The 21191-nt window shown below is 42.3% G+C and carries 23 protein-coding genes; 1 reads left to right on the top strand and 22 read right to left on the bottom strand.

Annotation, left to right across the window (positions count from 1 at the left end):
• The first annotated feature begins 78 nt into the window (after positions 1-78).
• Positions 79-603 carry a hypothetical protein gene (locus tag AC1M9D_RS00830; RefSeq protein WP_481611302.1) on the top strand — a complete coding sequence of 175 codons (525 nt, stop codon included), beginning with the start codon at positions 79-81 and terminating at the stop codon, positions 601-603.
• A gap of 63 nt (positions 604-666) precedes the next feature.
• Here AC1M9D_RS00830 and AC1M9D_RS00825 read toward each other — a convergent pair whose 3' ends face one another.
• From AC1M9D_RS00825 to AC1M9D_RS00720, 22 genes are all read right to left on the bottom strand, one after another.
• Positions 667-1404: an N-acetylmuramoyl-L-alanine amidase gene (locus AC1M9D_RS00825; RefSeq protein WP_481611301.1), complete on the bottom strand. Its 738-nt coding sequence runs from the start codon at positions 1402-1404 to the stop codon at positions 667-669.
• Positions 1401-1760, bottom strand: coding sequence for a hypothetical protein (locus tag AC1M9D_RS00820; protein ID WP_180036391.1), 360 nt, complete (start codon positions 1758-1760; stop codon positions 1401-1403). The genes AC1M9D_RS00825 and AC1M9D_RS00820 overlap by 4 nt, the downstream gene beginning before the upstream one ends.
• A 152-nt stretch (positions 1761-1912) precedes the next feature.
• Positions 1913-4579, bottom strand: coding sequence for a pyocin knob domain-containing protein (locus tag AC1M9D_RS00815; RefSeq protein ID WP_481611300.1), 2667 nt, complete (start codon positions 4577-4579; stop codon positions 1913-1915).
• A gap of 79 nt (positions 4580-4658) precedes the next feature.
• Positions 4659-7262 carry a glycoside hydrolase family 24 protein gene (locus AC1M9D_RS00810; protein ID WP_481611299.1) on the bottom strand — a complete coding sequence of 868 codons (2604 nt, stop codon included), beginning with the start codon at positions 7260-7262 and terminating at the stop codon, positions 4659-4661.
• Positions 7263-7309: 47 nt separating this feature from the next.
• Positions 7310-7648: a hypothetical protein gene (locus AC1M9D_RS00805; RefSeq protein ID WP_481611298.1), complete on the bottom strand. Its 339-nt coding sequence runs from the start codon at positions 7646-7648 to the stop codon at positions 7310-7312.
• A gap of 45 nt (positions 7649-7693) precedes the next feature.
• The gene (locus AC1M9D_RS00800) at positions 7694-9013 is read right to left on the bottom strand and encodes a hypothetical protein (protein WP_481611297.1); all 1320 of its coding nucleotides are present in this window, start codon (positions 9011-9013) and stop codon (positions 7694-7696) included.
• A 2-nt stretch (positions 9014-9015) separates the two neighbouring features.
• Complete coding sequence (locus tag AC1M9D_RS00795; RefSeq protein WP_481611296.1) at positions 9016-9654, bottom strand: hypothetical protein; 639 nt, start codon at positions 9652-9654, stop codon at positions 9016-9018.
• Positions 9636-10100 carry a GNAT family N-acetyltransferase gene (locus AC1M9D_RS00790; protein ID WP_481611295.1) on the bottom strand — a complete coding sequence of 155 codons (465 nt, stop codon included), beginning with the start codon at positions 10098-10100 and terminating at the stop codon, positions 9636-9638. The genes AC1M9D_RS00795 and AC1M9D_RS00790 overlap by 19 nt, the downstream gene beginning before the upstream one ends.
• Positions 10097-10432, bottom strand: a complete 336-nt coding sequence (locus tag AC1M9D_RS00785) for a hypothetical protein (protein WP_481611294.1) — start codon at positions 10430-10432, stop codon at positions 10097-10099. Before AC1M9D_RS00785 ends, AC1M9D_RS00790 begins: the two co-directional genes overlap by 4 nt.
• Positions 10432-10824, bottom strand: a complete 393-nt coding sequence (locus tag AC1M9D_RS00780; protein ID WP_481611293.1) for a hypothetical protein — start codon at positions 10822-10824, stop codon at positions 10432-10434. Before AC1M9D_RS00780 ends, AC1M9D_RS00785 begins: the two co-directional genes overlap by 1 nt.
• On the bottom strand, positions 10825-12213 hold the full coding sequence (locus tag AC1M9D_RS00775; RefSeq protein WP_481611292.1) for a packaged DNA stabilization protein: 1389 nt from the start codon (positions 12211-12213) through the stop codon (positions 10825-10827).
• Between the two features lie 2 nt (positions 12214-12215).
• Positions 12216-12668 carry a hypothetical protein gene (locus tag AC1M9D_RS00770; protein WP_481611291.1) on the bottom strand — a complete coding sequence of 151 codons (453 nt, stop codon included), beginning with the start codon at positions 12666-12668 and terminating at the stop codon, positions 12216-12218.
• The gene (locus AC1M9D_RS00765) at positions 12661-13143 is read right to left on the bottom strand and encodes a packaged DNA stabilization gp4 family protein (RefSeq protein WP_481611290.1); all 483 of its coding nucleotides are present in this window, start codon (positions 13141-13143) and stop codon (positions 12661-12663) included. Before AC1M9D_RS00765 ends, AC1M9D_RS00770 begins: the two co-directional genes overlap by 8 nt.
• A gap of 13 nt (positions 13144-13156) precedes the next feature.
• Positions 13157-13579, bottom strand: a complete 423-nt coding sequence (locus AC1M9D_RS00760; protein ID WP_481611289.1) for a hypothetical protein — start codon at positions 13577-13579, stop codon at positions 13157-13159.
• 61 nt (positions 13580-13640) lie between these two features.
• Positions 13641-14876 (bottom strand): P22 phage major capsid protein family protein, encoded by a 1236-nt coding sequence (locus tag AC1M9D_RS00755; RefSeq protein ID WP_481611288.1) that lies wholly within the window; start codon positions 14874-14876, stop codon positions 13641-13643.
• Positions 14877-14900: 24 nt separating this feature from the next.
• Positions 14901-15791: a hypothetical protein gene (locus AC1M9D_RS00750; RefSeq protein ID WP_481611287.1), complete on the bottom strand. Its 891-nt coding sequence runs from the start codon at positions 15789-15791 to the stop codon at positions 14901-14903.
• Positions 15781-17862 carry a portal protein gene (locus AC1M9D_RS00745; RefSeq protein WP_481611286.1) on the bottom strand — a complete coding sequence of 694 codons (2082 nt, stop codon included), beginning with the start codon at positions 17860-17862 and terminating at the stop codon, positions 15781-15783. Before AC1M9D_RS00745 ends, AC1M9D_RS00750 begins: the two co-directional genes overlap by 11 nt.
• 17 nt (positions 17863-17879) lie before the next feature.
• Positions 17880-19160 carry a PBSX family phage terminase large subunit gene (locus AC1M9D_RS00740; RefSeq protein ID WP_481611285.1) on the bottom strand — a complete coding sequence of 427 codons (1281 nt, stop codon included), beginning with the start codon at positions 19158-19160 and terminating at the stop codon, positions 17880-17882.
• Positions 19135-19530, bottom strand: coding sequence for a helix-turn-helix domain-containing protein (locus AC1M9D_RS00735; RefSeq protein WP_481611284.1), 396 nt, complete (start codon positions 19528-19530; stop codon positions 19135-19137). The genes AC1M9D_RS00740 and AC1M9D_RS00735 overlap by 26 nt, the downstream gene beginning before the upstream one ends.
• Before the next feature lie 38 nt (positions 19531-19568).
• Entirely contained in the window at positions 19569-20171 is a 603-nt protein-coding gene (locus AC1M9D_RS00730) for a terminase small subunit (protein WP_481611283.1), read from the bottom strand.
• 4 nt (positions 20172-20175) lie between these two features.
• Positions 20176-20664 carry a recombination protein NinB gene (locus tag AC1M9D_RS00725; protein ID WP_481611282.1) on the bottom strand — a complete coding sequence of 163 codons (489 nt, stop codon included), beginning with the start codon at positions 20662-20664 and terminating at the stop codon, positions 20176-20178.
• Positions 20665-20763: 99 nt separating this feature from the next.
• Positions 20764-21039 carry a DUF968 domain-containing protein gene (locus AC1M9D_RS00720; RefSeq protein WP_481611281.1) on the bottom strand — a complete coding sequence of 92 codons (276 nt, stop codon included), beginning with the start codon at positions 21037-21039 and terminating at the stop codon, positions 20764-20766.
• Positions 21040-21191 lie beyond the last annotated feature (152 nt).

Genomic DNA, 21191 nt, shown 5'->3' with positions numbered 1-21191 from the left:
TGGTTGTACGGTAGATTTTAGAGGCAGGCTTATTCATTTTGAAATTATATTGCTGAATAAGCTTTTGATGCTAGGTTTGTGCAACAAAGCCGTTTAAAGGATAAATTTGAACGTAAGATCAATGAGAGTATTTCGTGGAATGATAAAAAAGGCCGAGCAAGTAGATTTAACAAATTTAATAGCAATTATCGCCTATGGAAACCAGAAATCTCCAATACCCCAAATGGTGGCGTATTTTTAATTATGAAAATGGATCACATTAGAGGATCTGCTAAAGATGATTATGCGACAATTAAAGTGACTTTTAATAAATATCGTCAAGTTGTTGATTTAAGCTTCCAAATCAAACTTGCAGATGATTCGGTATATACTAAGTCCTTAAGCGATATAACAGCTACAGCCAAATCAGTTGTAAAAAGTACTTCAAAAGATCCGCGAGCTTTAGCCGCTACAGAGGCTGCAGACGCTGTAGCTAATCTGACTGGTAGCATATACGGCAAGGCAGTCGGTGCTATGGCTGACCGTGGTGGACGACAAAATTTCAGTAATATTATAAATCTTCAAACCTGTGATATTATTGAGATAATGAAGGATATTAAATAGTATATATTAAATCCGACTAATATTTGCATTTATACAAAATGCCCTCTCTTGAGGGCTAACTTATTATTGGTTGGCAATAATTACTTTTGAAATTTCTCTTGCAATCAACCATGCTCGATCTTGAATTAGCTTGGCTTCAGCATCATTAGAGATAAAACCAACTTCAAGAATTAAACCTCCATCTTGTACGAAAGCTAATTTGCCTCGAGCTGATTTAGATTGATCAATCCAACCATTATCTCCGCGAAGACGTGAACCAGTGATTTTCTGGACGGCTTTAGAGATCTCTTGAGCTAATTTCTTATCTTTAGGTAATGAGATTGTTTCAATACCCATAGCAGTTTTGTTTGCTGCTGCATTCATGTGAATCTCTAGAGCAATTTTAGAGCCTTTGATCAATTTGAGTGCTGAAGACAACGGATCGTTCTGAGTGCCGATACCATCAGTTTTAACCTCTAACCCCGCCTGTTTTAGGTAATAAGCTAAAGCATTTCGAATGGTTACAACAAAATCGGCTTCTTTAAGATTGCCATTTACCGCGCCCGGATCAGAATTACTATGGCCGGCCGTAATGGTGGCAAAGCCTAAGGACTGATTGTGTAATTGTGGCTGTGCAATTTTACGACCTACCCAGCTTAGGGCTGGCAATACAGTACCAATGATAAAAGGCGCATATTGCTCAGGGATAAAATTAAAGTCTAATGCCCACTGAATAACTAAAACTGCAAGCATTAAAAAAGCCCCCAGTAGCGGGAGCTTTACGGATAAGTACTGAAGTGCACTTTCTTGGATTAATTTCATTTTAAGGTTTCCTCAAGTCGTGTGACTTTCTCTTTCATGAGTGACTGTGTTTGATTGATTTGAATGATTGATGCGCCCACCCAAATACATGCAGCTATAACTGTTCCACCACAAAGGCCGAGCAAAACCCTTAAAACCCCAAGGCCTCCATCCTGAGTTGCAGACTTGTTTTCAAGGCCCGATACCTTTAATTCAAGTGCATCAAGTTCTTTTTGAATTTTGGCAATTGCATTCTCATGGTGTTCGTTAATAAAGGTTTGGCGTGCCACATGTTCCAAGATCAATCGAATGTCTTTATGAATGGAATCAATTTTCCCCTCCCATCCATTATTGTTGTACGGCCTATTTTCAGGCATACATCCCCCTATAAATTCGGCAATAAAAAAGAGCCTTCCGTCTCTGGTGGTTCATTTGACATTACGCCCCCAATTTTTGACATTAAAAATCCCTGATCTAATTAAAGATCAGGGTTAGTGTTGCTTTAAAACAACATAAACAGGAGGACTGTTTAAAAATATCCCAAATCCACCAACTTTAATCTAATTTTTTCAACAATTAACGCATTTACAGCATCACTTAAATGTACACCCGCATCTTTAGATAAAGATAATGCAAGTACATCGTTTGATTGTGCTGTAAGATCAGATTCAGTTGGTGTGATATTTAGATCAACCCAAATTTGTGACGACATTAAATAGTCTTGCGTATCAAGATAATGAGCGCAATAAAGTTGCTTTAAAGTAGAGTTTACAGTTGCAACTTTTAACTTGTGCGACTCTGTAAAGTTATTGTTATTGTAGTGACCAATAATAATAAAATTACGATTATAAAACTTGTCGATGTGATCAATCATTTTTTTATTTGAATTAATCACATCTTGAGCGGTATAGCCACCACTAATTAGATTGTTTTTACCCACGTTGAAGATATGTATTGCATCACGCGAATATTTAGCATACCCAAAATCTACATTAAATTGAGTCGAACCTACTTCAAACACTTCGACTGCATTTTTCGAAGTAAACGTGTTGTTGTTCATATCTAACGTACCTCGAAGTCCGTTAGACAATGTGACCTCATTTACACCAACAATTGCTAAACTGCCTGTGTAATCTCTATCGTAATGAAGTGTAACCGGCGTTGCTGTATTGAGCGTTGTTACAGCATCGTTAAATGACAGCTTTAATTGTCTGCTTTCTTGATACGCTTCCATCCCTTCCATTATCTGCCCACCCTGAGCCGCACCAACAAACAGACCACCGAAATTCCAAGTCATTGCTAATAGTTGACTTCTCATGCCTGCAAGTGAAGATGATCCGTGTGTGATAATGACTTTTTGATTGCCTTGTTCTACCCACGCTGTAAAACTTGATCCAAGCAACTGACGACTAAACACTCTTGCTTGACGAGCAAAAATAATAGTCTGTACTGGAAAGTTACCCACTTTCGATACAATTAAGTGACCACCACCAAGACCTCGAATCAAGCCAGCTGGGTAGTTTTTTGTATTACCAGCATCAATTACTTCGTTTAGCGTTGTTGTTGTAAAAGCATAAATACCCTCTGTTCTGACAGTGTTTAAGTCTGTACTGCTTTCAAGTGTATAATTTTCAAAAATTTTTTTATTTCTATCAACAATTCTGATCCAGTCTATTTGTGTATTTCCTGAATTCGAACCGATCAAACGCATCCAAATTCCGTCTTGTTGCGTAAAAAGCTGCGTTGTGTGACTTAAATGTGTTTGCGAGCAACTTAGCTCTGCAAATGCGTTTACTGCATCGGTAGGATAGCCGAGATTGCTTGCTTTTCCCGCTTCAACAACATTTGAAGCAATACCCCAAGTACCTCGCTTCGTATAAGTTTTTAAGTCTTCGCCAAGGCTTACATAATTTGTTTTTTGATCACCAATAACTACCCATTCTGTGAAGACGGAACCTAATTTCTGGCGAGTATAGACGGCAGCAGCTTGTGAAAAAACAATAGTTTGTATCTGATGACCGCTACTTAGCGAAGATACAACAATTTGACCACCGCCTGTTTTTCTGTTGACACTCGGATAGTTTTTATCACCTGCATCTATTGCAGCTTCTAACACTGTTGAGGAAAATGAATAAAGGTTCGCGTCTAAGTTGTCTAAATTATCATTCGCTGTAAGCGTAATGTTTTGCAAATAGTGCTTACTGCTGTCAACAATACGAAACCAATTTACTTGTACTACACCTGTATTAGATCCGATTAAACGCATCCAAATTCCAGACTGTTGCGTGAGTGTCTGAGTGATATGATTTAAATGTGTTTTTGAGCACCTTAACTCAGAAAACTCAACAGAAATATCCGACGGATAACCAAGTGCTCCGCTATTTTTCCCAGCTTCAACAACATTTGAAGCAATACCCCAACTGCCTTCACGCCGATAAATATTTAGATTCTCGCCTGCAATAACAGAACCCCTCATCTTATCAAGTTCAGCTATTGTTTGACGCAATGGGTCATAAGCACTCTTTGTCAGTGTTGTGCCGTTCCACTGGTATGTGCCGTTGTTGGATGCTGTTGGATCGTTGGTGACTTCAATAGCTGTGTTCGCAGGCAATGAAGATTGTTCTGCTTGTGCTAAAGCAAGAGTTGTGTAGGCTTTTCTACCGCCTACATAAGCTGCAAATGTGGTATCAACTTCTGCTTTTGTGTAAGTAGTTGCTTGTGGTGCTTTTAGAGCTAAAGCAGAATCTACTTCAATTTTTGTATATGTCGTGGCTTTTGGTGCTTTTAAGTCAAGCTGATTATCAACATATTCATTTGACGCCTTGGTGCCTATAGTTGCATTGATTTCAACTAGGCTTGTTTCAACTGATTGCCCATTTGGACGAACAAGTAAACTTGAGGAGATCCCCTTATTATTCATCTCAACAAGAATAGCGCTCAGGTTTTTGTTTTTAACAATTAATGAGTGTTCCGCTTGCTTTAGATAAATTTTACACGGACTGCCATTGCGGATTGGGTAGCCATTGCGCGTGCGAATCGGCTGTGCAGCGGGTACCGCAAAATCAGCATCCCAATAAACTGGAATCGGATGTGTTTCCGGGTTTTTTCCAAACTCCCCGAAATAAATAAAACCTGCATCAAGCGGGCTTCCATCAATATCAGCAATGGCTGTGTAGGGTGCTAAAAACATTGTCATAGCGTGAATTCCATTATTAAAATTTTGGCAATAAAAAACCCAACCTAAAAAGGCTGGGTTGGATTGATTTGTTGAGTGGCTAGAACTTACCTGAGCCTCCGGCTGGCTTCTCAAATTGTTTTATGATGGCATGTGCTCTTGCTACCTCTTTCTTGCCCTTCATATGCTTCACTGCTTCTCGCAATGCAAGCGTTACAGGTACGGGTACAGGCATTCCAGTAAAAATCGTTCCTATAGTGGCATCCATCATGGTTGCTATCAGCGTCCCAGTGTTTGACCAGTTGACACCAGTGCCTTCAGGAACGGTTTTTATGATCTTGGCAAGTTCTGCAGCATTGCGAATCTTTTCAGCTTCCTGTTTTCCAAGGAGCGTATCGAGTCGCTGTGTAGTACCATCAAGAGTCTTAACCACCTTTTCCATTTTTGATGCAAGTAAAGCATTATTACCATGGGCGTCTTGAGCCCCTGAGAAGGCTTCGTTGCGGATCTTATCGATGATTGATGCTTGTAAATCATTCCAAGCCTGCTCACCACCTTCAGACTGTAGAATCTTTTTCTTAACAAACTCTAAGTCTTTTTGGGAAGTGGTTGGCTTGATGATTCGATTCACAATATTTTCATCAATAATCTTCCGATCCCCACTGTTCGCACCTTTCTTCATTGCAACCAGATCGGAAAGAACGGCTCGCCCCTCCCAGCTCTGTTTAAACTGGGAATACTCTTTACGAACTGCACGGAAAGCATTGCTACCACTATTATCTAAAGAGTTATCAATCAATTTTTTAAGTCGGGTTTTGATGCGAATATCACCATCATCTGAGTTGCTTCCCAAATCATTGATTAGCCTGCGCCATTCTTCAATCTGATTTACGTTTGGCTCCTGTCCCTTGGGTTTGGGTGTTAATTTCCCCTCAACATCATCAGCAATTCCAAGTCGCACTGCTGCGCGTTTTGTATCCCTGTAAATTGCAGTAGTCTCAAGATCAACATTCTCATTAATCAAATCCAATACGGACTGGCTATCTAGTTGAATACCACGCTCATCAGCTGCCTTGATATCGTCTTCTGCCCACTTTGGCCCACTACCAAGATCAACTTTTGTTTGTGCGCCTTCAGACTCGCGAACTGCCTGGTATTTTTTATTTACGGCAGCTCTCTCCACTTTAAACTGAGTTCCAAGCACATCATTTATACGCTCACCAACTTCGGCTTCATTGGTTGTTGTTGCACCTTTACTATAAATCATGTCATCAATGGCGCTTCCAAGGGCTTGCTGCTGTGTATTCAAGTGTTCTTGAATGATCTGCCCAGCCTCACCACCTTTACGCGCTAAATTGTGCATTTCTGCCAAGTCTGTAGGATTGCGTGATACTTGAGCTGTCGTAGAAGGCACATTAAATTCATCAAACAGAGCTTGACGAGTGGTTTCTACTGGTACAGCTGCAGCACCCATACTGCCACCAGTATCAGAAGCACGAAGACCTGTAGCTTCACCAACTTTATTAAGAGTGCTCTTAGCCGCTTCTGTGACCGCTGCAACTGGCCGTTTTGCCTGTTCAACTACTTGAGCAATGACAGGTTTGGCAGCGTGAGTCACCTCCCTTGCGGTTGTGGTCGCTACTGGCACAGATGCACGCCCTAAAGTTGCAGTAGCAGCACCAACACCACCACCCAAGACAGGCGGCAAGGTATCAAGACCAGAATCTTCAATGAATTCACCAACCGCACCTACGGCACGTCGACCGCCTGCAGTGTTTGGCTCATAAGTCAAAGCATTGGAAAACTGTGTAGCTCGGTTTACTGCATTCTGTGCACCTTGCTGAGTGCCAAACGTACCATCAACGACAGATTCAGCAATACCATGTAATCCGCCTGCAGTCTGACCAATAGCACCACCGACCGCACCAGTTACCAGAGTCAATCCAGCCTCAGCACCACCGATGATTTTATCCATGGTACTGAGTGGGGCTTGCTGTGGTTTTGGTTGTTGCGGCTGATCTTCTCGAATCACACCGTTTTCATCAAAATCAGGTAAACCACCCTGTTGCACTTGCTGCTCATGGTTTTGTTTGTCATAAGCTGCAAGCAAACTGTCGACACGATTCTTCCTTTGCTGTGGATTAACCTTGTTTTTTGATGTGTTCGCCTTGGATTGCTTATCGTAAGCAGTCACAAGTTGATTGATTCTATTCTGCGCTGGCTTGCGATTAGGTGGTTTGATTTCACCGACCATGGCCTTAATATCACCCCATGATTTTTTAGGTTGCTTATAACTATCTGGTGCAGAAGGGAGGGAAGCCCAAGTGCCTCCTGATTTCTTGACTGCTGTGGGAATATCCCCCTTCAAGACATAAGGTAGCGCACCATTTTGAGCCAATAGCGCAACAGCGGCTATATCTTGGCTTTTGGGTGAAAAGTCTTTTAGTCCGAGCTGTTTTGCAAGACCGTTCCAGGTTGGTTCTAGAAACTGATAACGACCTGCGGCACTGGTTTTATTCTTTTTACCGTCAGTCTGGGTGAACTCTTTTAGAATACCGGGATGCTTGCTTAAATCGCTTAATCGCTCATTACCAAACAGTGTGTTATACCCATGTTTTACACCTTCAGCATTCGCAATAACATCCAGCATTTTTCGAACATTCGGATTGCTTAGAGCTTTTTCAAGTTCTTGACGTGTAGCCATAACTTTTCCTTAATTAATAAAAAAGCACCCTAAGGTGCTTTTTGCTTTTACTTATCTAAGTAGTGCAGGCAATCTCTAAAAACTGTGTCCACATATTCGCTTTTTGCGATTTTTGACCTACGCTCTGTCATTTCTACTTTGTTACGATATGCAGAATCAATAATAATTCTGCCAACCTCGCGGATTTCTTTTTGCTCTCCAATTAGTGTTTTGTACATCTCTGAGATTGGCACACCATTTTGCCGGGCATCAAAAGCACTACCAGCCAATTCAGATAGTGTAGAACAATTTTCAACAGTGAATTTGTAGTTGCTTTTGTTTGCCGCACCAGCCGCTGCAGAAAAAGAAAGCGCCAGCAAGGAAATGAAGATCTTCTTGAAGTTCATGTGATAACCCCTCTTTATTGTTAAAGAAAGGTTATCACAAAACATTTACTCAATCCCTAGCTGATTAGCAACCTGTTGCATTTCCGCAGGTGAAACACCTCGAGCTTTTGCAGCTTCTACCACCTCAGCAGAATAACCTTTGCCTTTGGTTGCGTATATTTGAGCTTTTTTATTGGCTGATTGACCAATGCTTGCTGAGTATTTTGCAATTTCAGCGAGTGATTTCGCCACCTGATCTGTGCTTTGGTTCAGGTCAAGTGAGGCAATAGCATTTTCTAACTTCTTTCCCTCTGATTCAGTCAAAGAGCCGAGACCTCTCATTTTTTCAGCACTAATCAAGAATGCCTGACTTTTTAAGGATTCAACGCGACGAGAGAAGTTGTATTCCGCAGTGCCTGGAATGGCTCGACGCGCCATATTCCAGACACCAGCACCAGTTGCATCGCCGAGCGCCTTATAGTCATTGATGAGCTCAGCGGCTAGCTGTGCTGTACCAGCGGCACTTGATGCTACATCTGCAAATACTTGCACTTTCTCAAGTCGTTCCATACGCTGTTCAGGCTTTTCTTTTACATTAAATACAGTCTGCGCAATCTTTCGCTCTTCTTGATTTAATTTTTCATAGAACTGCTGTTGGTCTTGGTCGAGCTTGGCATAAAATTGATCATTCTGAATCTGCATTTTTTGCTGATCCTGAACGCGACCAGTCTTTCGATCTTCAATTTGAGATTCAATATTATCAATCTCTGCTTGACTCTTGTCGCCATACCAAAGCGTTTCAGTTTCAGTTTTTTCGGCCTGAGCTTTCTTAAGTTTTATTTCTTCAGGTGTAAGATCGTTTTGATTTATTGCACCCAATACATCTTTAAACTGACTTGGGTTGGTAGAAGCAAGAGTAAGGCCTGTTAATGTTTGCAGTCCTTCAGGATCTGAATCAGCCATCATTGATAGTTGACGTAAATAACCTGCTGTCTCTTGATCACCTGCATTTTCATAACCAGCCGCTTCCGTTTCAAGGATAGACTTAGCTAAGTCAAAACGCTTGCTCGCTGTGGCAGCATAAATACGTGAGGCTGTTTTAAATGCGGCTTGTTGCTTCCCTGAGTCCAAAACATCATAAGAGCGTTTGAAATCTTCTGCTAATGCAGGATATTTTGCCATGACGTTAGCGTAATCTTCATGGGTTTTATTTGGCTTAGATGCGAAATTAGATAGTTCCTGCTGCATCTGTTGCTTCTGAATAGCTTCACGTTCAGCCTGTTCTTTAGCATGCACAAACTGACCAATTTGCATACCTTGAGTAAGACCAGTAACTGCAGTCTGTACTGGATTTTGCACATCAAGCATATAATTAATAGGCTGCATAATTAGAACATCCCCATCATCTTCATACCGCCAATCTGTCCGATAGCACCGGTTAAGCCATTCCACATATTTGCACTAGCTTGACCTTGTGCAAGAGCTGCACCCGCTTGAGCTGCACCAGACTGCTGATAAAGGTTTGATATGTTACTTGCTGTCTGCATTCCAGCATTTCCAGTTCCTGCAGCAGCATTTTGACCTAATGCTGTTAGACCTGCATAATTTTGATAACGCTGATTAATTAATTGATTCAACAATTGGGGTCTAAATTGCGCCAATGCTGCCTGAGTATTCCCCCCGCGCAATCCGCCAGTAGCTGATGCATTTTGCAAAATAGCGTTTTCACCTTGCTGCAAATAGGTTTGCATTTCAGCACTATTGTTTATTCCATCAATAGCAGCCTGTTGCTTATCTGCTCCATTGATTCCGAGTAGATCCTGCTGACCTGCTAGACCACCCAAACCAGCATCAGCGTAAGGCTTTAAGAGTTTTTGAACCTCATCAAACTGTCTGCGCTGTTCCTCAACTCCCATTTCCGAGGCTTGAATTTGGGCGTTTGATGCTGATTGTGCTGCTTTTGATTGTGATCGACTCGATAAAACACTACCAACCACACCTGCCCCGACTACTGCTGCAACTGGCATAAATACTCTCCTTTGGTTAGTCCGACCACTACCTGATCAACCAACACGCCATTTTTCAAGAATGATTGCGTCAAAACACCTTCTTTTTTAAATCCAAGTCGAAGCGCATAAAACAGGGCTTTTTTATTGGTTGATGGTGTATAAGAAATTGCTTTTTGATAATTACTGAATAGGTAATCAAGCAGTAATTGCCCTGCCTGAAATGCTTCTTTGCCGCGCAGCAGTAGGCATGTGTGAATTTCTGCTGTTACTGCATTTTGTGGAACAAGCATAAATAGACCTTTAATTTCTTCATCCTGGTAGATCCCAAGACATTCAAAGGTATGGGGTAATTGTTGAATTTTATGATTTTTAGATGCATCGTCTGAGATATCATTATTTACTGCAGCATCTAAAATCACACGGTTTATAAGGTCCAGTTCATTCAGGGGCTGCAATGTAATCATGTAACCTCTCGACCTGATGCGCGGATCGTTAACGAATCAGCAGCGCTTGCAATCATGCTAATCGCATCACCCGGCTCTAACACATGACCAACCAATTCAGGGCAAACATAGGTGTCACCAGCTGCTACTGATTTGGTTTTAATGACTGCATTGGCATCTGCCACCGCCCCACCTTCAGGAACCAGGTTGCAGCTAAACGTCACCGCTGCCGCCGTGGTATTGGTGACAGTCACCTTGTCAATCATGGTTTTAGAGTTGGTGGCAATATATTGGTTTGTTTGAGCATCTTCTAACTGCTTAGAAGGAATAATACATGTGACTTTGACAGCCATCAGACTATCTCCAATGTTGATAATTCTTGATATTGAACCTGCGTGGGTTCTAACAAGTCCTGAGTTATGGACTCATAACGAGGAACAGGGCAATCATGACTGGTTGATTCGTGACGTGGTGTTAAGTCGTCAAACCGGCAATCACATTGATGCACTGGCTCCATAGCTTTAACACTTGCCAGTTCATCTATTGCATAAAGCAATGCCATTGCTAGAGCTGCTTGAGCTGTAGCGTTCTCCGCCACGACCTGAACATTTTCCAGCCCTTCAAGCTGTCGCTCTAATTCATCTGGCAATAGCTCAAAGACCTGTTCAAATGCTTTTAGAGTCCGAGGATCTTTAAAGACTTTGGCTAAGTCTTCGCGTCTTGGTGTGCTAGGTCTTTTAATCACTTACACCCCCAACGGCTCTATTTTGGCTTCTAGTCGCGCAATAGATAGCCGAGCATCAGAAGTACCCTTAAATCGCTGTAGACGCCAGTTTTGCATATAACCTTGCTGGAACCACACAAGGCGCTTATTGCGCTGCCCTTGCCTACCCACACTTATAAATTTAGGCATGGACCACTCCATCCCATCAGTCGAGTATTGTGTATAGATGCTTGATTCTTTGTGGAAGGAATTACGACCAGTTAAGCCAACCAACTCAAGTTGATGAAAGATCACACCGCTTGACTCGTTGTAGATAATCGCTGTGCCGAACTGCCATTCGATTTCATTACCCCAGTGCTCACCAGTTTCATCAGTCAATACACCAAGCTTTGATTCAGTCGTATGTCCTACAAACCATTTGTTATAGGCATAAGTCATATTTCGAGCTGTGTAACCGTTGCCACTGTTCAAAATAAACCATGTTGGCTGACCTGTAGCTTGTGATGCAGCTGCGTCATAAACCAGTGTTTGATCTGGTAAGTGAATATAAAGCCATGAGTGCCCGTCTACCTGTCGAGCCTCTAACTGACATTCAGTTAATTGGCTTTCCGTATAGTTTGAAAGGATCTGTTCAACTTCGCGGGTCGCAATCTTTTGCGCAGAACCAGCGGATGAAATATAAACCGTGATAGCTTCATTTCTTCCACCACCAAGCATAGCGATTGCATCCATGTAAACGCATGCAGTCTTATTGCTTAGCGTGCCTTTTGTGGTTTGAGCGCCATCAATGCGTTGAAATGGAAAGAATTCACCGCCGACGTTATCAAATACTTCAATGGTGTGGCGGTTAAGCACATAGACTTCATTTCGAAGTTTAATTAGACCAACAATAGGATCGGGATCTACTTCTGAAGAGCCATATTTAAGCGGGTTTACTTCAAAAGGGTTATTGAGCTCAGTGATTACAATATTATCGCTATCACTTGTCATGAAGTACCCATCAACCCAGATCACATCATGCACTTCACCCAAATCTTCATCAGTGACCTGTTTTAATTCCTCACCATCGTACAAATACAGCGCATTGCCAGCATTAATAGCTAGGTAATCGAATGAGTAATCGAAGGAACATAGCCCGCCTGCTTCGACATCGCCAAGTTCTGTGATTTCACCACCTTCACTAATCTTGATGAATTTAGTTCCGCAAACACGGTAATGCTCACCACGCCAAACAATACCGCCACGATCTACACCTGGCAGGTCTGCGACATGATTAATGCCTTCGGCTGGTCTTAAATATCCTGCTGAAATCCCCTGTCCTTTTGGTACTGGAATCAGGTTGACAGGGTAAGCTGTGCGAAAATCAGAGTTATTGTCAGTGTAGATTCCATCCAAAATAGGGATTTGCATATTTACCCCACTCGATACCAAGTATTTGAAAGTTTGTCGTACTTCAATTTAAAGAATCCGTTTGCTGCCAAAGCATTTGGCGCACCAATCACAAGGGCGTTATTCCCATCAACCGAGAAGTTATTCACCTGCTGAGCACAAGCAACCAATAAGACTTGACCATCACTCACACTATAACGCTCAGGCAGTTTGATTGAGCCAGTCGTAATGCTTGTGGATGGATTAAGAATTAAGTATGTGCCGACTTCATGATTTTCTATATCCAGTGTAAAGTTTGCATTAGGGTTGAAGTGCTGGATATTGATTGGTGGGTAATCAACTTTTTCAATACCCTCCTGAATTTTTTCAATCAGCAAATCAACCGGCACACCGCGAAAATCCTGATTATTCGCAGACCACAGCACAACAGAATCATTTGGACCAATACGATCCGTCATATTTAATCGTTTATTCATTTGAAAAACTCACAGATGTATTAGGTGCAAAAACTGTTTTGGTTGGTGTCTTTTCAATAAATGGCAGACAACCGCCTTTACGACCAGCACCACGCGGTAATGATGGATCAAGCTGCACACGTGGCGGATTGCTCAGCATTGCTAGTTGAATGGTCTCAAAAGCGTCTTTGGCCATAGCCTTGGCTTCAACTGGTACGACCTTCCCAAATGCGCCAGCCAATCGAATTGCTAAATTCAAAACAACCGCTTCAATTGCATAATCTGGAATATGGGTTTCCTCATCCAGATCACCACTTTTCGCACTTGAGCCCAATGGGTAACCAAAGCGGATATCCTTGGCATCCCACAAACCCATCATGGTGTCGAGCTTGAGCTTTGCGCTTTCAACCTGATCTGGCTGCATATCAAACACATAAGATGCAAGTCCTAGTTCCTCAAGAGCTTGCTCAACGATTTGTCTTTTAGTCCAGGACATAAGCACCCCTTAATTATTCAGAGCCTTTAGACTCATGATCCAGTACCAACTGCGCTAATTCAGGCTTTCCGGCATTGGCTTTGTATTTGATTTCAGCACCATCAAGAATGGCTTTAAGCTCATCCGCTGGCTTGTCTTCCAACTCCTTAAAGCGGATCTGTTTGCGAAGTTCTTGGTTTTCTTTTAATGCTCCAACCAGTTCTTCTTTGAGCTTGGTGTTTTCTTCACCCAGTGCATCGAACTGTTCTACTGGTACGAATGCAGATGAATCAATTTCAGAAACTGAGCCGCTTGTAAGTGGTTCACGTTCAGGCAAATCACCAAAGCTTACCCAGCCAGAATCAATCAGCTCTTTTTCTGATTCTTCATTCGATGCAGTTTGGTATTCATATTTGGATTTATTGCCCTTGTAGAGCATTTTTGGATAATTCGACATTCCACTACTCCAAAAATGACGACGCCCGCATATAGCGGGCATTTGTCGTCATGGTTTTGTTTTAGGTCTGATTTTCTAGCATGATGCCAGCCAACTCAGGGTTAAGCACTTCCACGTTCGCCCACACAAATAAACGATAGTTAGCCGCCAATGTATCAACGTTAGAGTCGGACAACATCACGATCTGAATGCCGCTGTCAGTGGTCGCTTTACGAACACGCTTACCAGAAGCTTCAAACGGCTCGGTATTGAAGTCAGCATGTACAATTTCAATCGCTGATTTTTCATAGAACACACTTGCCGCTGTGGTCTTTGTATTCAGGATAGTGATTGCTGAATCTGCTGCTGCACCAGTAGTCACGTTTGCATACGCTGTTTGAGATGCTGAGGTACCATCAGCTGGAATAATTGCAGGCGAAATCGTCCAATTGCCACCATTAATTTCAAGAATACGGAATGTTTTCAGTTGACCAGTAGATTGCTTGTTGATATGACCAACTGCGTATACACCTGCAATAGTGAACACATCACCAACCGCAGCACCTGTACCAGTTTTAACTGCTAAAGTTTGAGTACGGTTATCAGCAGGGATTCCATTCACATCAGCAGAAACTGGCGTATATGACTGCGCGCCACTTACCAAATAACCAGTGCCCGTAGAGCCAGCAATTGATTTGCCATAATCAACACGGAAAGTATCAAAGCCTGCAATCGGTTGTAGCGTAGAACGTTGATATGCATTCATTGGCGCTGTGTTCATTGTTTGGCGTGCAGCAAGGTTGCCAGCAATGTTTTTAGCCATTCGAGGATTAAGCAACATAATACGCTCACCACGAGTCGCTTGTTGCTCAAGCATAAGCGCATCAGCTTCTGCAGCATCGTCGTAGGTATCAATAGCAGCTGAATTAATCACTGCTAAAGTACCGCGTTCTGCAATACGGTTAGCAACCAATGTATCCAGTTTGTTAGAAAGCAAGATGTTTGAAGTTTTAACGATATTGTCAAAAGCGTAAGGATTATTTAGATCAACACCAGTCAGCTTCACCGGAACGTTACGGATATGTGATTCAGTCAGAGTGGCTGGAACGGTGAGTTCTACAAGATCCTTGTATTGACCAGTGATGTCACGACCATCAACAATTTCGGTCATTAATGGCATTGGACGGTGGAAAGTTTGACCATTTAAAGCAAGTGCTTCAGCAGGTGCTTTGTATTGAGAAACATTTTTTGAGCTGATATTGGTTGCATCAAATCCAGCAACAACATCATCGAAGAAAACGTCAATTTTTTTTAGCAAATGAGTTTGGCATATAGATTTACCTTATTTCTGTAGAGATTTTTTGTATTTGATCAGTTCGGTGCGATCACCAGTTTTCGCTGCTTTCGCTTCGAGTTGCGCCAACTTTTGATCTACCACACCAGACAATCCAGCCGATCCGCTAGGTTTTCGCTCTGGTTGAGTTGATGGTTTACGAGTTTGAATTTTCATTTGAGAGTCCAGTTTTGCTGCAGCAAAGGCGAATTGAATTGGATCTGTAATTTCAGAAAGCTCTTGCGCTTTCTTTGGGTTTTTCCCCAGGTGATACAAAATCAATTCAGGATTTTCAGCAGCATGAATCAAAATGCCCTGTTGGGTCGCTGTGAGCTTATCTTTTGCAGCCTCTTCTACTTCCTCAAAGTCACGAACTTTGGATGCTACATTTTGTCGACGCTCTTCATAGCTCTGCATTCTCTGCTGCCATGCTTGCTTAGCTTTTTCCTCTTCAGCTTTTGTTGCTGCCTGTTGTTGCTCGACTTGACGTTTGCGCTCATGCCATTGTTCAACTGCGGTTTCGAATTGATCTTCGTCATAATCAAAGTCGGCAAGCTTTGGTTTAGGTCCAACTTCAATTGGCTTATCAACCGGTTTGGCTTGTTGCACCTGAGCCTCTAACTCCTTGATGCGTTTGCGTGCTTCCCGCTCTTTTTTGCGAAGATCTTTTACCCATGCTGGTGCTGGTTTGCCGCTAAAATCATCCTCATCGGATGGTTCTGGCTCTTCATCACCTACTGTAATGACAAACTCTTCATCTTCAGACGTCTCATCATCAGACTGGTTTGATTCATCTTGGGTTTCTTCTGGATCTTCTTGATTTTCTTTTTCCTGATTGTCTTCAATCGGGTCAATGTTGTCTTCTTCATCCAGTTCTGTACGCAGGTCTTCAATTGACATATTGCATTTCCTCGTTCTGTGTAGGCTGAACGGTTGCCTGTTGTGGTTGCATACCTAGCTGACTGATTGCCTCAAGCACTGCTTGTCGCTCATCCATGTCTAGGCGTGTCATTAAATCGATTGCTTTTGCTTTAGTTTCTTCTGCTCTTGCTATCGCAAGCTCAGTATCTGCTTGTGCTTTTATTGCAAGTGATTTGTTCTTTTCAGCTTCTGATTGCAGATACAGCGTATTTGCATCAGGTTGTTGATTCTGAGCTTCTTGCGCGAGTTGCTGAGCTTCCTCTTTGGTTGGTTCTACAACACCCATGCGCAGTAATTTCTTGCGGTAATATTCACGAACATCACTTACACCCTCACCCTCCATATTCAGCATGATCATGGATGACAACACTTGTTGATCCATTGGGTCAGATACCATTGGGAGCATGTTGGTCAGTGAGCGTACGGTTGCATTGCGCTTACTTGTCGATGTTGGTCCAATATCGATTGCGACATCAAACTTGGCTTTGGTTAAGTCATTTGTGTGTTCAACCTCGCCAGAAGTCGGGTTATAAACAGGCTTAAACAACTCTATCGAATCAATCTCATCCTGATTACCCACCGTCTTCATCGTTCGACCATCTTCAATGTAGAGTTCAGAAGCCATGGACAGCCAGATTTCACCAGATCGACGTACAGCCTTAGCAAAGTTCGAAATGTAGATGAAAGACTGCATATCCAAACGGTTTTGAATCATCTCGATTGCAACACCGCTGGTATTAGAAACAATCTCATCACCCGATTCCTGATTACCCAGAACGTCCGATAAGTCCTGTTCAGTGACCTGAAGCAAGGCCGCCATTGCTGGCGGTACGCTTGGCGGTTTGGTGTAAGCCACTGGTCCTTGAGCAACAACATTACCCATCGCATCTTTAAGTGGGTGAGCCAATAAGTACGGAAAGTTTTGGATATTGTCATTCGCCCACATGTGCTGAACGCCAGCAACCTGTTCAGGTGCTAGAATCGGCTTCTCAACACTAGATGAAGCACTAATTTCACCTAGCTTAGACAACTGCATATTCTTGAGTCGCTGAGCGTCCTTGCAAAGCCGCACATGACCCATGCAACGCTCTACGTTGTCGATGTACCAGCGCTTTCCATATACAGGCACGATTGGGATATGACGACCAGCGATATAGCCGTAATCCTCAAGAACACCCTGACCTGACATAAGAAGCTTACGAACGCGCTTACGCTCAAAATCTCGCACACGAACTTTTTTAGCGCCTGTTGAATTCAACTCATCAAGAATGCTTGGGTCTTCTTCTAGTTGATCCGCTGTATAGCGCTCTTCAGATCCATCAATTAAGCGGAAGATGTGAATCTTCTCCTTAACCTTTTCGACTTTGTAGTATTCAGCAACATATACAGAATCTTTCGATGCCCAATCAAACTTACTATTTGATATGGTTTTATCCCACGATGATGGATCTTGGTCTTCACCGTATTCTTCTTTAAATGCATCACAGGACATTGAAGTTAAAACAAAACAGTATTTAGCATCTGCTTTATCTTGGCGTTTTGCATCAGGATCAAAGAAAACACATGTATCAGCATCAAAAATAGGCTCTATTCTGATTCGCTGATGCTCGTTTTCTTCATCATCCTCATCTTCATATTCAGCACGTAAACGCCAAGCACCAAAGCCACCGCCTACCGCTTCTTCGAATGCATTGTCATAAGCTTCATCAGCACCAGAATCCTGCTCATCTGCACGATAAAGCTTTGCACATGTATCAGCTAGGTCATCGTTATTCACACCATCTTTGCTAATGAAATTCACACCGATGCGGTTGTTGCGATACTCATTGATAATGCGAATGACAGCCAGGTGAATCTTATTGACTTCAAATTTAGGCTTGTTTTCAAACTGCTCGCCCAACTTGCCTTCCCACTGAGCACCAGCAATAGAATAAAAACGACGATCCTCTAAGCACTGTTTACGTTCATCAGCAACAGCACATTGAGCTTTATCAAATTGTTTCTTTGCGGTTTCGTGGATTTTGGCAAGTCGTTTTGCTTCATCAGTCACGACTTGACTCCATTTGATTACCAACGATTGATAGTTGGGATTGGATTAATTTCTACTTGCTGTGGCTGGCACATTTTATTGATATTGATTGCACCCTCACCAAAGGCATCTGAGCTGTGTGAAGCCCAGTCATGCACTGGCGTTGCTTTGAATTGCTCCAGCTTGTCGTTAAATTCACGACGATAGTTTTGTAATGCGCGAATACCGTGTTTGCATTTCTCAGCATCGAACCAGCAGTTTTTTAAGAACTGGCGTGTTGCTTCAATACGATCTTCAACACCAAGTCTGGCGCCTTTATTCATTCGATAGCCAAGATTAGCCATAGTTTGCTCACGACTCACACCACTTGATAAATCACGTGCAGCAATGTCATGCGGTGCAAAATGTTTTTCGTACTGATAGCCATACTGCTGCTTTTTCTCATCGAGAATGCGAGCGTAATGCGCCAACGGCTCATTGTTCGCTTCATAATGATCAATCGCTCGGACTTCTTTGCCGTAGATCTGGAAAAACCAGATTGCAGTCGGGTCGAGAATCCCTAAGTCCCATGACGTGTAAACAGGTAAATTAGGGTCATGTGGCACCTTACAGATACGATTTTCACGCTTAATCCGCTCAAACTCCGCCTTGTAGATTGCACCATCTGCAATTTCTTTGGGTCTACCCAACCAGATATGTTCGTACTGCTCGTAGTCATCGGCTTTCATCTGTTCAGCTAATGCAATCAACTCTGCTGGGCATTCTTTGTTGTCGGTGTAATTAATCTGCACCACAACTGTGTCGTCACGTTCACCAAGCACGTATTGCGAATAAACAGCGTCACTTGGTAGCTTCGGGTTCATTGACATGATAACCATTGGCTTAGAGGTACGAACAACCGTAGGAATAAGAATAGACAAAGAGAACGCGCTCACTGTCTGCGCTTCTTCAATCCATGTGATTGTTGCACCTTCGAATGATTTAACTGATTCAACTGTATGATTTAGCAAGCCTGCAAAGCTAAACTCAGTGCCGTTAATGCCACGTATTTCTGTTTCTAAGATTTGATAGAAATGACCTAAGCCTAGTGCAGCAATACGATCAGACAATAACTTGTGCACAGACTGCTTAATTGACTTTTGCACTTCACGACAACATAAAATGCGATGCTTTTGTTTTGCGCCTTCGATCAGTAGAAAATCTGCAATTTCCCAAGACTTACCACCACCACGACCACCGTGATACACATAGAACAGTTTGTTGTTTTTTAGATGTGTGTAGAGCGGCTTAAATTTACTCGGTACTCGTTTCTCCATCATTTTCGAATACCACCTTTAAACTTAAATCAATTGCACCACCATTTGCGCCAGTCATTTCAACCGTTTGCTTGTCGCTATACTTCTTAGGATTCATCTTTCCAAGAATCCATTTACGCGCATCAATTTGAAGTCTAGCTTTCGCAATGGAGGCAGTTTCTTCTTCAACACTATCAGCAATATCAAGCATCTCCTCAAAAATACTCTCAGCTCGATCCTCTGTTGCTCTCGCGTAGTTGTTACGAAATTGTTCATATTCACGCAACCAACGATACACGGATGTTCTGCTTGGCATTCCTGGTCGCTGACAAATCTTATTAAGACTCTCACCAGTTGCAAGTAGGGAGCAAATATCATCACCAACTTCAGGCAAGTAATCGGATGGCCTGCCAACCTTTTTTTTTACCACCATTATTTCACCTCAATTTCTCTCAGTGACTCTTTGTAGCAAACATCAAGCGCATGCATCATCATTGAATAGCAATTTTCAACACTTCCAAAAATTCTTTCGATCTGGTTTTTTAAATCCGAAGTTATTAAATCTTGCCAAACATCAAATGGAACCATTCGCTCATAGTAATCCTCTATCTGAGCTTTAATTTTTTCCGCATTTGTCACTGTTCCATGCGAGATATTTGTTAAGTCGTAATCAGCTAGTCTATGAATCAATTCTTTCTCGATCTTAAAAGCAATCGACTCACGAAGGTTTGACTCAAAGACAACAGCCAATGGCTCCATACCAAACCTTAATATCTCTTTTATTTTTGAGTATTTCGGCTCATTGTCGATCAATCCCTTTTTGGCGTTCTTGACATGACTATGCAGTCGGCTACCCTTACCTTTTCCAATATAGAAAATCTTGTTATCCAGCGGATTTATCAGCATATAGACGTAATAACCAGTCAACTCCATCACCTTAAAGTTATATCCGCTTCGAATCGCTGCTTGCGTAGCATTCAGGTCTATCAGATATTCTTCGACAAACCTTTGCTGTTTAGGCGTTAGGTTCGCCATATCTTTACTCCTGATAACACCACTTCAAATCATCTGGCACAGTCAAACGCACACCCAACTTCACCGCAGCAAAGTCATGCACGTAATTCAAATACTCGGTCATCTGCTTAACGCTTAACTTGGTTGTGCTGCAAAGTCTTATCACCTGCTCTGCGATCACTCGGTATTCTTCACATTCATTCTGCTTAAGCATTGCAATCGCATTACAGGTCTCAGCAAAATCCTGATCATCACGACGATAGATATAAATCAGAAAGCGTTTCTTAAACTCGTAATGGAGTGAATCTTTATCTTGACCCGTCTTTTTCTCTATTTGACCTAACCACATCCACATGAGCCTATTCTGTGCAGTGGATCTATCATCCTGCTTCTGATCAATCACCACGCGTAAAGGCTTACCCTCATTAATCGCCTGATTGTAATTGGTATGCATGAAGTTAATGGCTTTGGTGATGTCGGCATGACTCTGGATAGGAAACACGGCTTTTTGCATTTCCTATCTCCTTTATAATTTTCTCTGCTGAACGCCTTGCTGCTTCTTGTGCCTGCTTTTCTATTTCTTTTTGACGAAAGTATTTCTCAAGCGCATTCATCAAAACACCTCTTTATCTTCCATCACCAACATCCGATTCACTCTCACCAGCCACTGATCAAACATCGCTTCACTCTCTGCCCGATTACCCAATTGAAATGTATCAAACTTGAAATGACAGGAATGGCATAGCGGCACCGTGAACTCATCACTTGCCTTAATCCCTCTTCCCTTACCACGCTTGGAGCTATTTGAATGAGCAGCTTGGCTTGGCGATTGACCACACCTCACACAAGGCAACTTACGAATCTCAGCGAGTCTTTTTGCGTTCCGCATTTATCAAATGTCTTAAGTTGTCAGTTTGGTTTCTGATTTCATTCATGCGACGCTGACATTCTTGTTTGAATGATTCACGGCTATTTAAGTGATTAAGATGTGCTAGATGATAATGATCGCTCTCTAGCTTCTTAAGGCTTTTCTCAGCTTCT

It is taken from the genome of Acinetobacter sp. ANC_7682, from assembly GCF_056779795.1.
The sequence above is the reverse complement of the archived record's forward strand: the minus strand, read 5'-3'. Positions and strand labels throughout refer to the sequence as shown.

Coding starts and splice junctions, on each gene's coding strand:
- AC1M9D_RS00825 (WP_481611301.1), bottom strand. CDS start 1,404: ATGAAATTAATCCAAGAAAGTGCACTTCAGTACTTATCCGTAAAGCTC.
- AC1M9D_RS00820 (WP_180036391.1), bottom strand. CDS start 1,760: ATGCCTGAAAATAGGCCGTACAACAATAATGGATGGGAGGGGAAAATT.
- AC1M9D_RS00815 (WP_481611300.1), bottom strand. CDS start 4,579: ATGACAATGTTTTTAGCACCCTACACAGCCATTGCTGATATTGATGGA.
- AC1M9D_RS00810 (WP_481611299.1), bottom strand. CDS start 7,262: ATGGCTACACGTCAAGAACTTGAAAAAGCTCTAAGCAATCCGAATGTT.
- AC1M9D_RS00805 (WP_481611298.1), bottom strand. CDS start 7,648: ATGAACTTCAAGAAGATCTTCATTTCCTTGCTGGCGCTTTCTTTTTCT.
- AC1M9D_RS00800 (WP_481611297.1), bottom strand. CDS start 9,013: ATGCAGCCTATTAATTATATGCTTGATGTGCAAAATCCAGTACAGACT.
- AC1M9D_RS00795 (WP_481611296.1), bottom strand. CDS start 9,654: ATGCCAGTTGCAGCAGTAGTCGGGGCAGGTGTGGTTGGTAGTGTTTTA.
- AC1M9D_RS00790 (WP_481611295.1), bottom strand. CDS start 10,100: ATGATTACATTGCAGCCCCTGAATGAACTGGACCTTATAAACCGTGTG.
- AC1M9D_RS00785 (WP_481611294.1), bottom strand. CDS start 10,432: ATGGCTGTCAAAGTCACATGTATTATTCCTTCTAAGCAGTTAGAAGAT.
- AC1M9D_RS00775 (WP_481611292.1), bottom strand. CDS start 12,213: ATGCAAATCCCTATTTTGGATGGAATCTACACTGACAATAACTCTGAT.
- AC1M9D_RS00770 (WP_481611291.1), bottom strand. CDS start 12,668: ATGAATAAACGATTAAATATGACGGATCGTATTGGTCCAAATGATTCT.
- AC1M9D_RS00765 (WP_481611290.1), bottom strand. CDS start 13,143: ATGTCCTGGACTAAAAGACAAATCGTTGAGCAAGCTCTTGAGGAACTA.
- AC1M9D_RS00760 (WP_481611289.1), bottom strand. CDS start 13,579: ATGTCGAATTATCCAAAAATGCTCTACAAGGGCAATAAATCCAAATAT.
- AC1M9D_RS00750 (WP_481611287.1), bottom strand. CDS start 15,791: ATGTCAATTGAAGACCTGCGTACAGAACTGGATGAAGAAGACAACATT.
- AC1M9D_RS00740 (WP_481611285.1), bottom strand. CDS start 19,160: ATGATGGAGAAACGAGTACCGAGTAAATTTAAGCCGCTCTACACACAT.
- AC1M9D_RS00730 (WP_481611283.1), bottom strand. CDS start 20,171: ATGGCGAACCTAACGCCTAAACAGCAAAGGTTTGTCGAAGAATATCTG.
- AC1M9D_RS00725 (WP_481611282.1), bottom strand. CDS start 20,664: ATGCAAAAAGCCGTGTTTCCTATCCAGAGTCATGCCGACATCACCAAA.
- AC1M9D_RS00720 (WP_481611281.1), bottom strand. CDS start 21,039: ATGCGGAACGCAAAAAGACTCGCTGAGATTCGTAAGTTGCCTTGTGTG.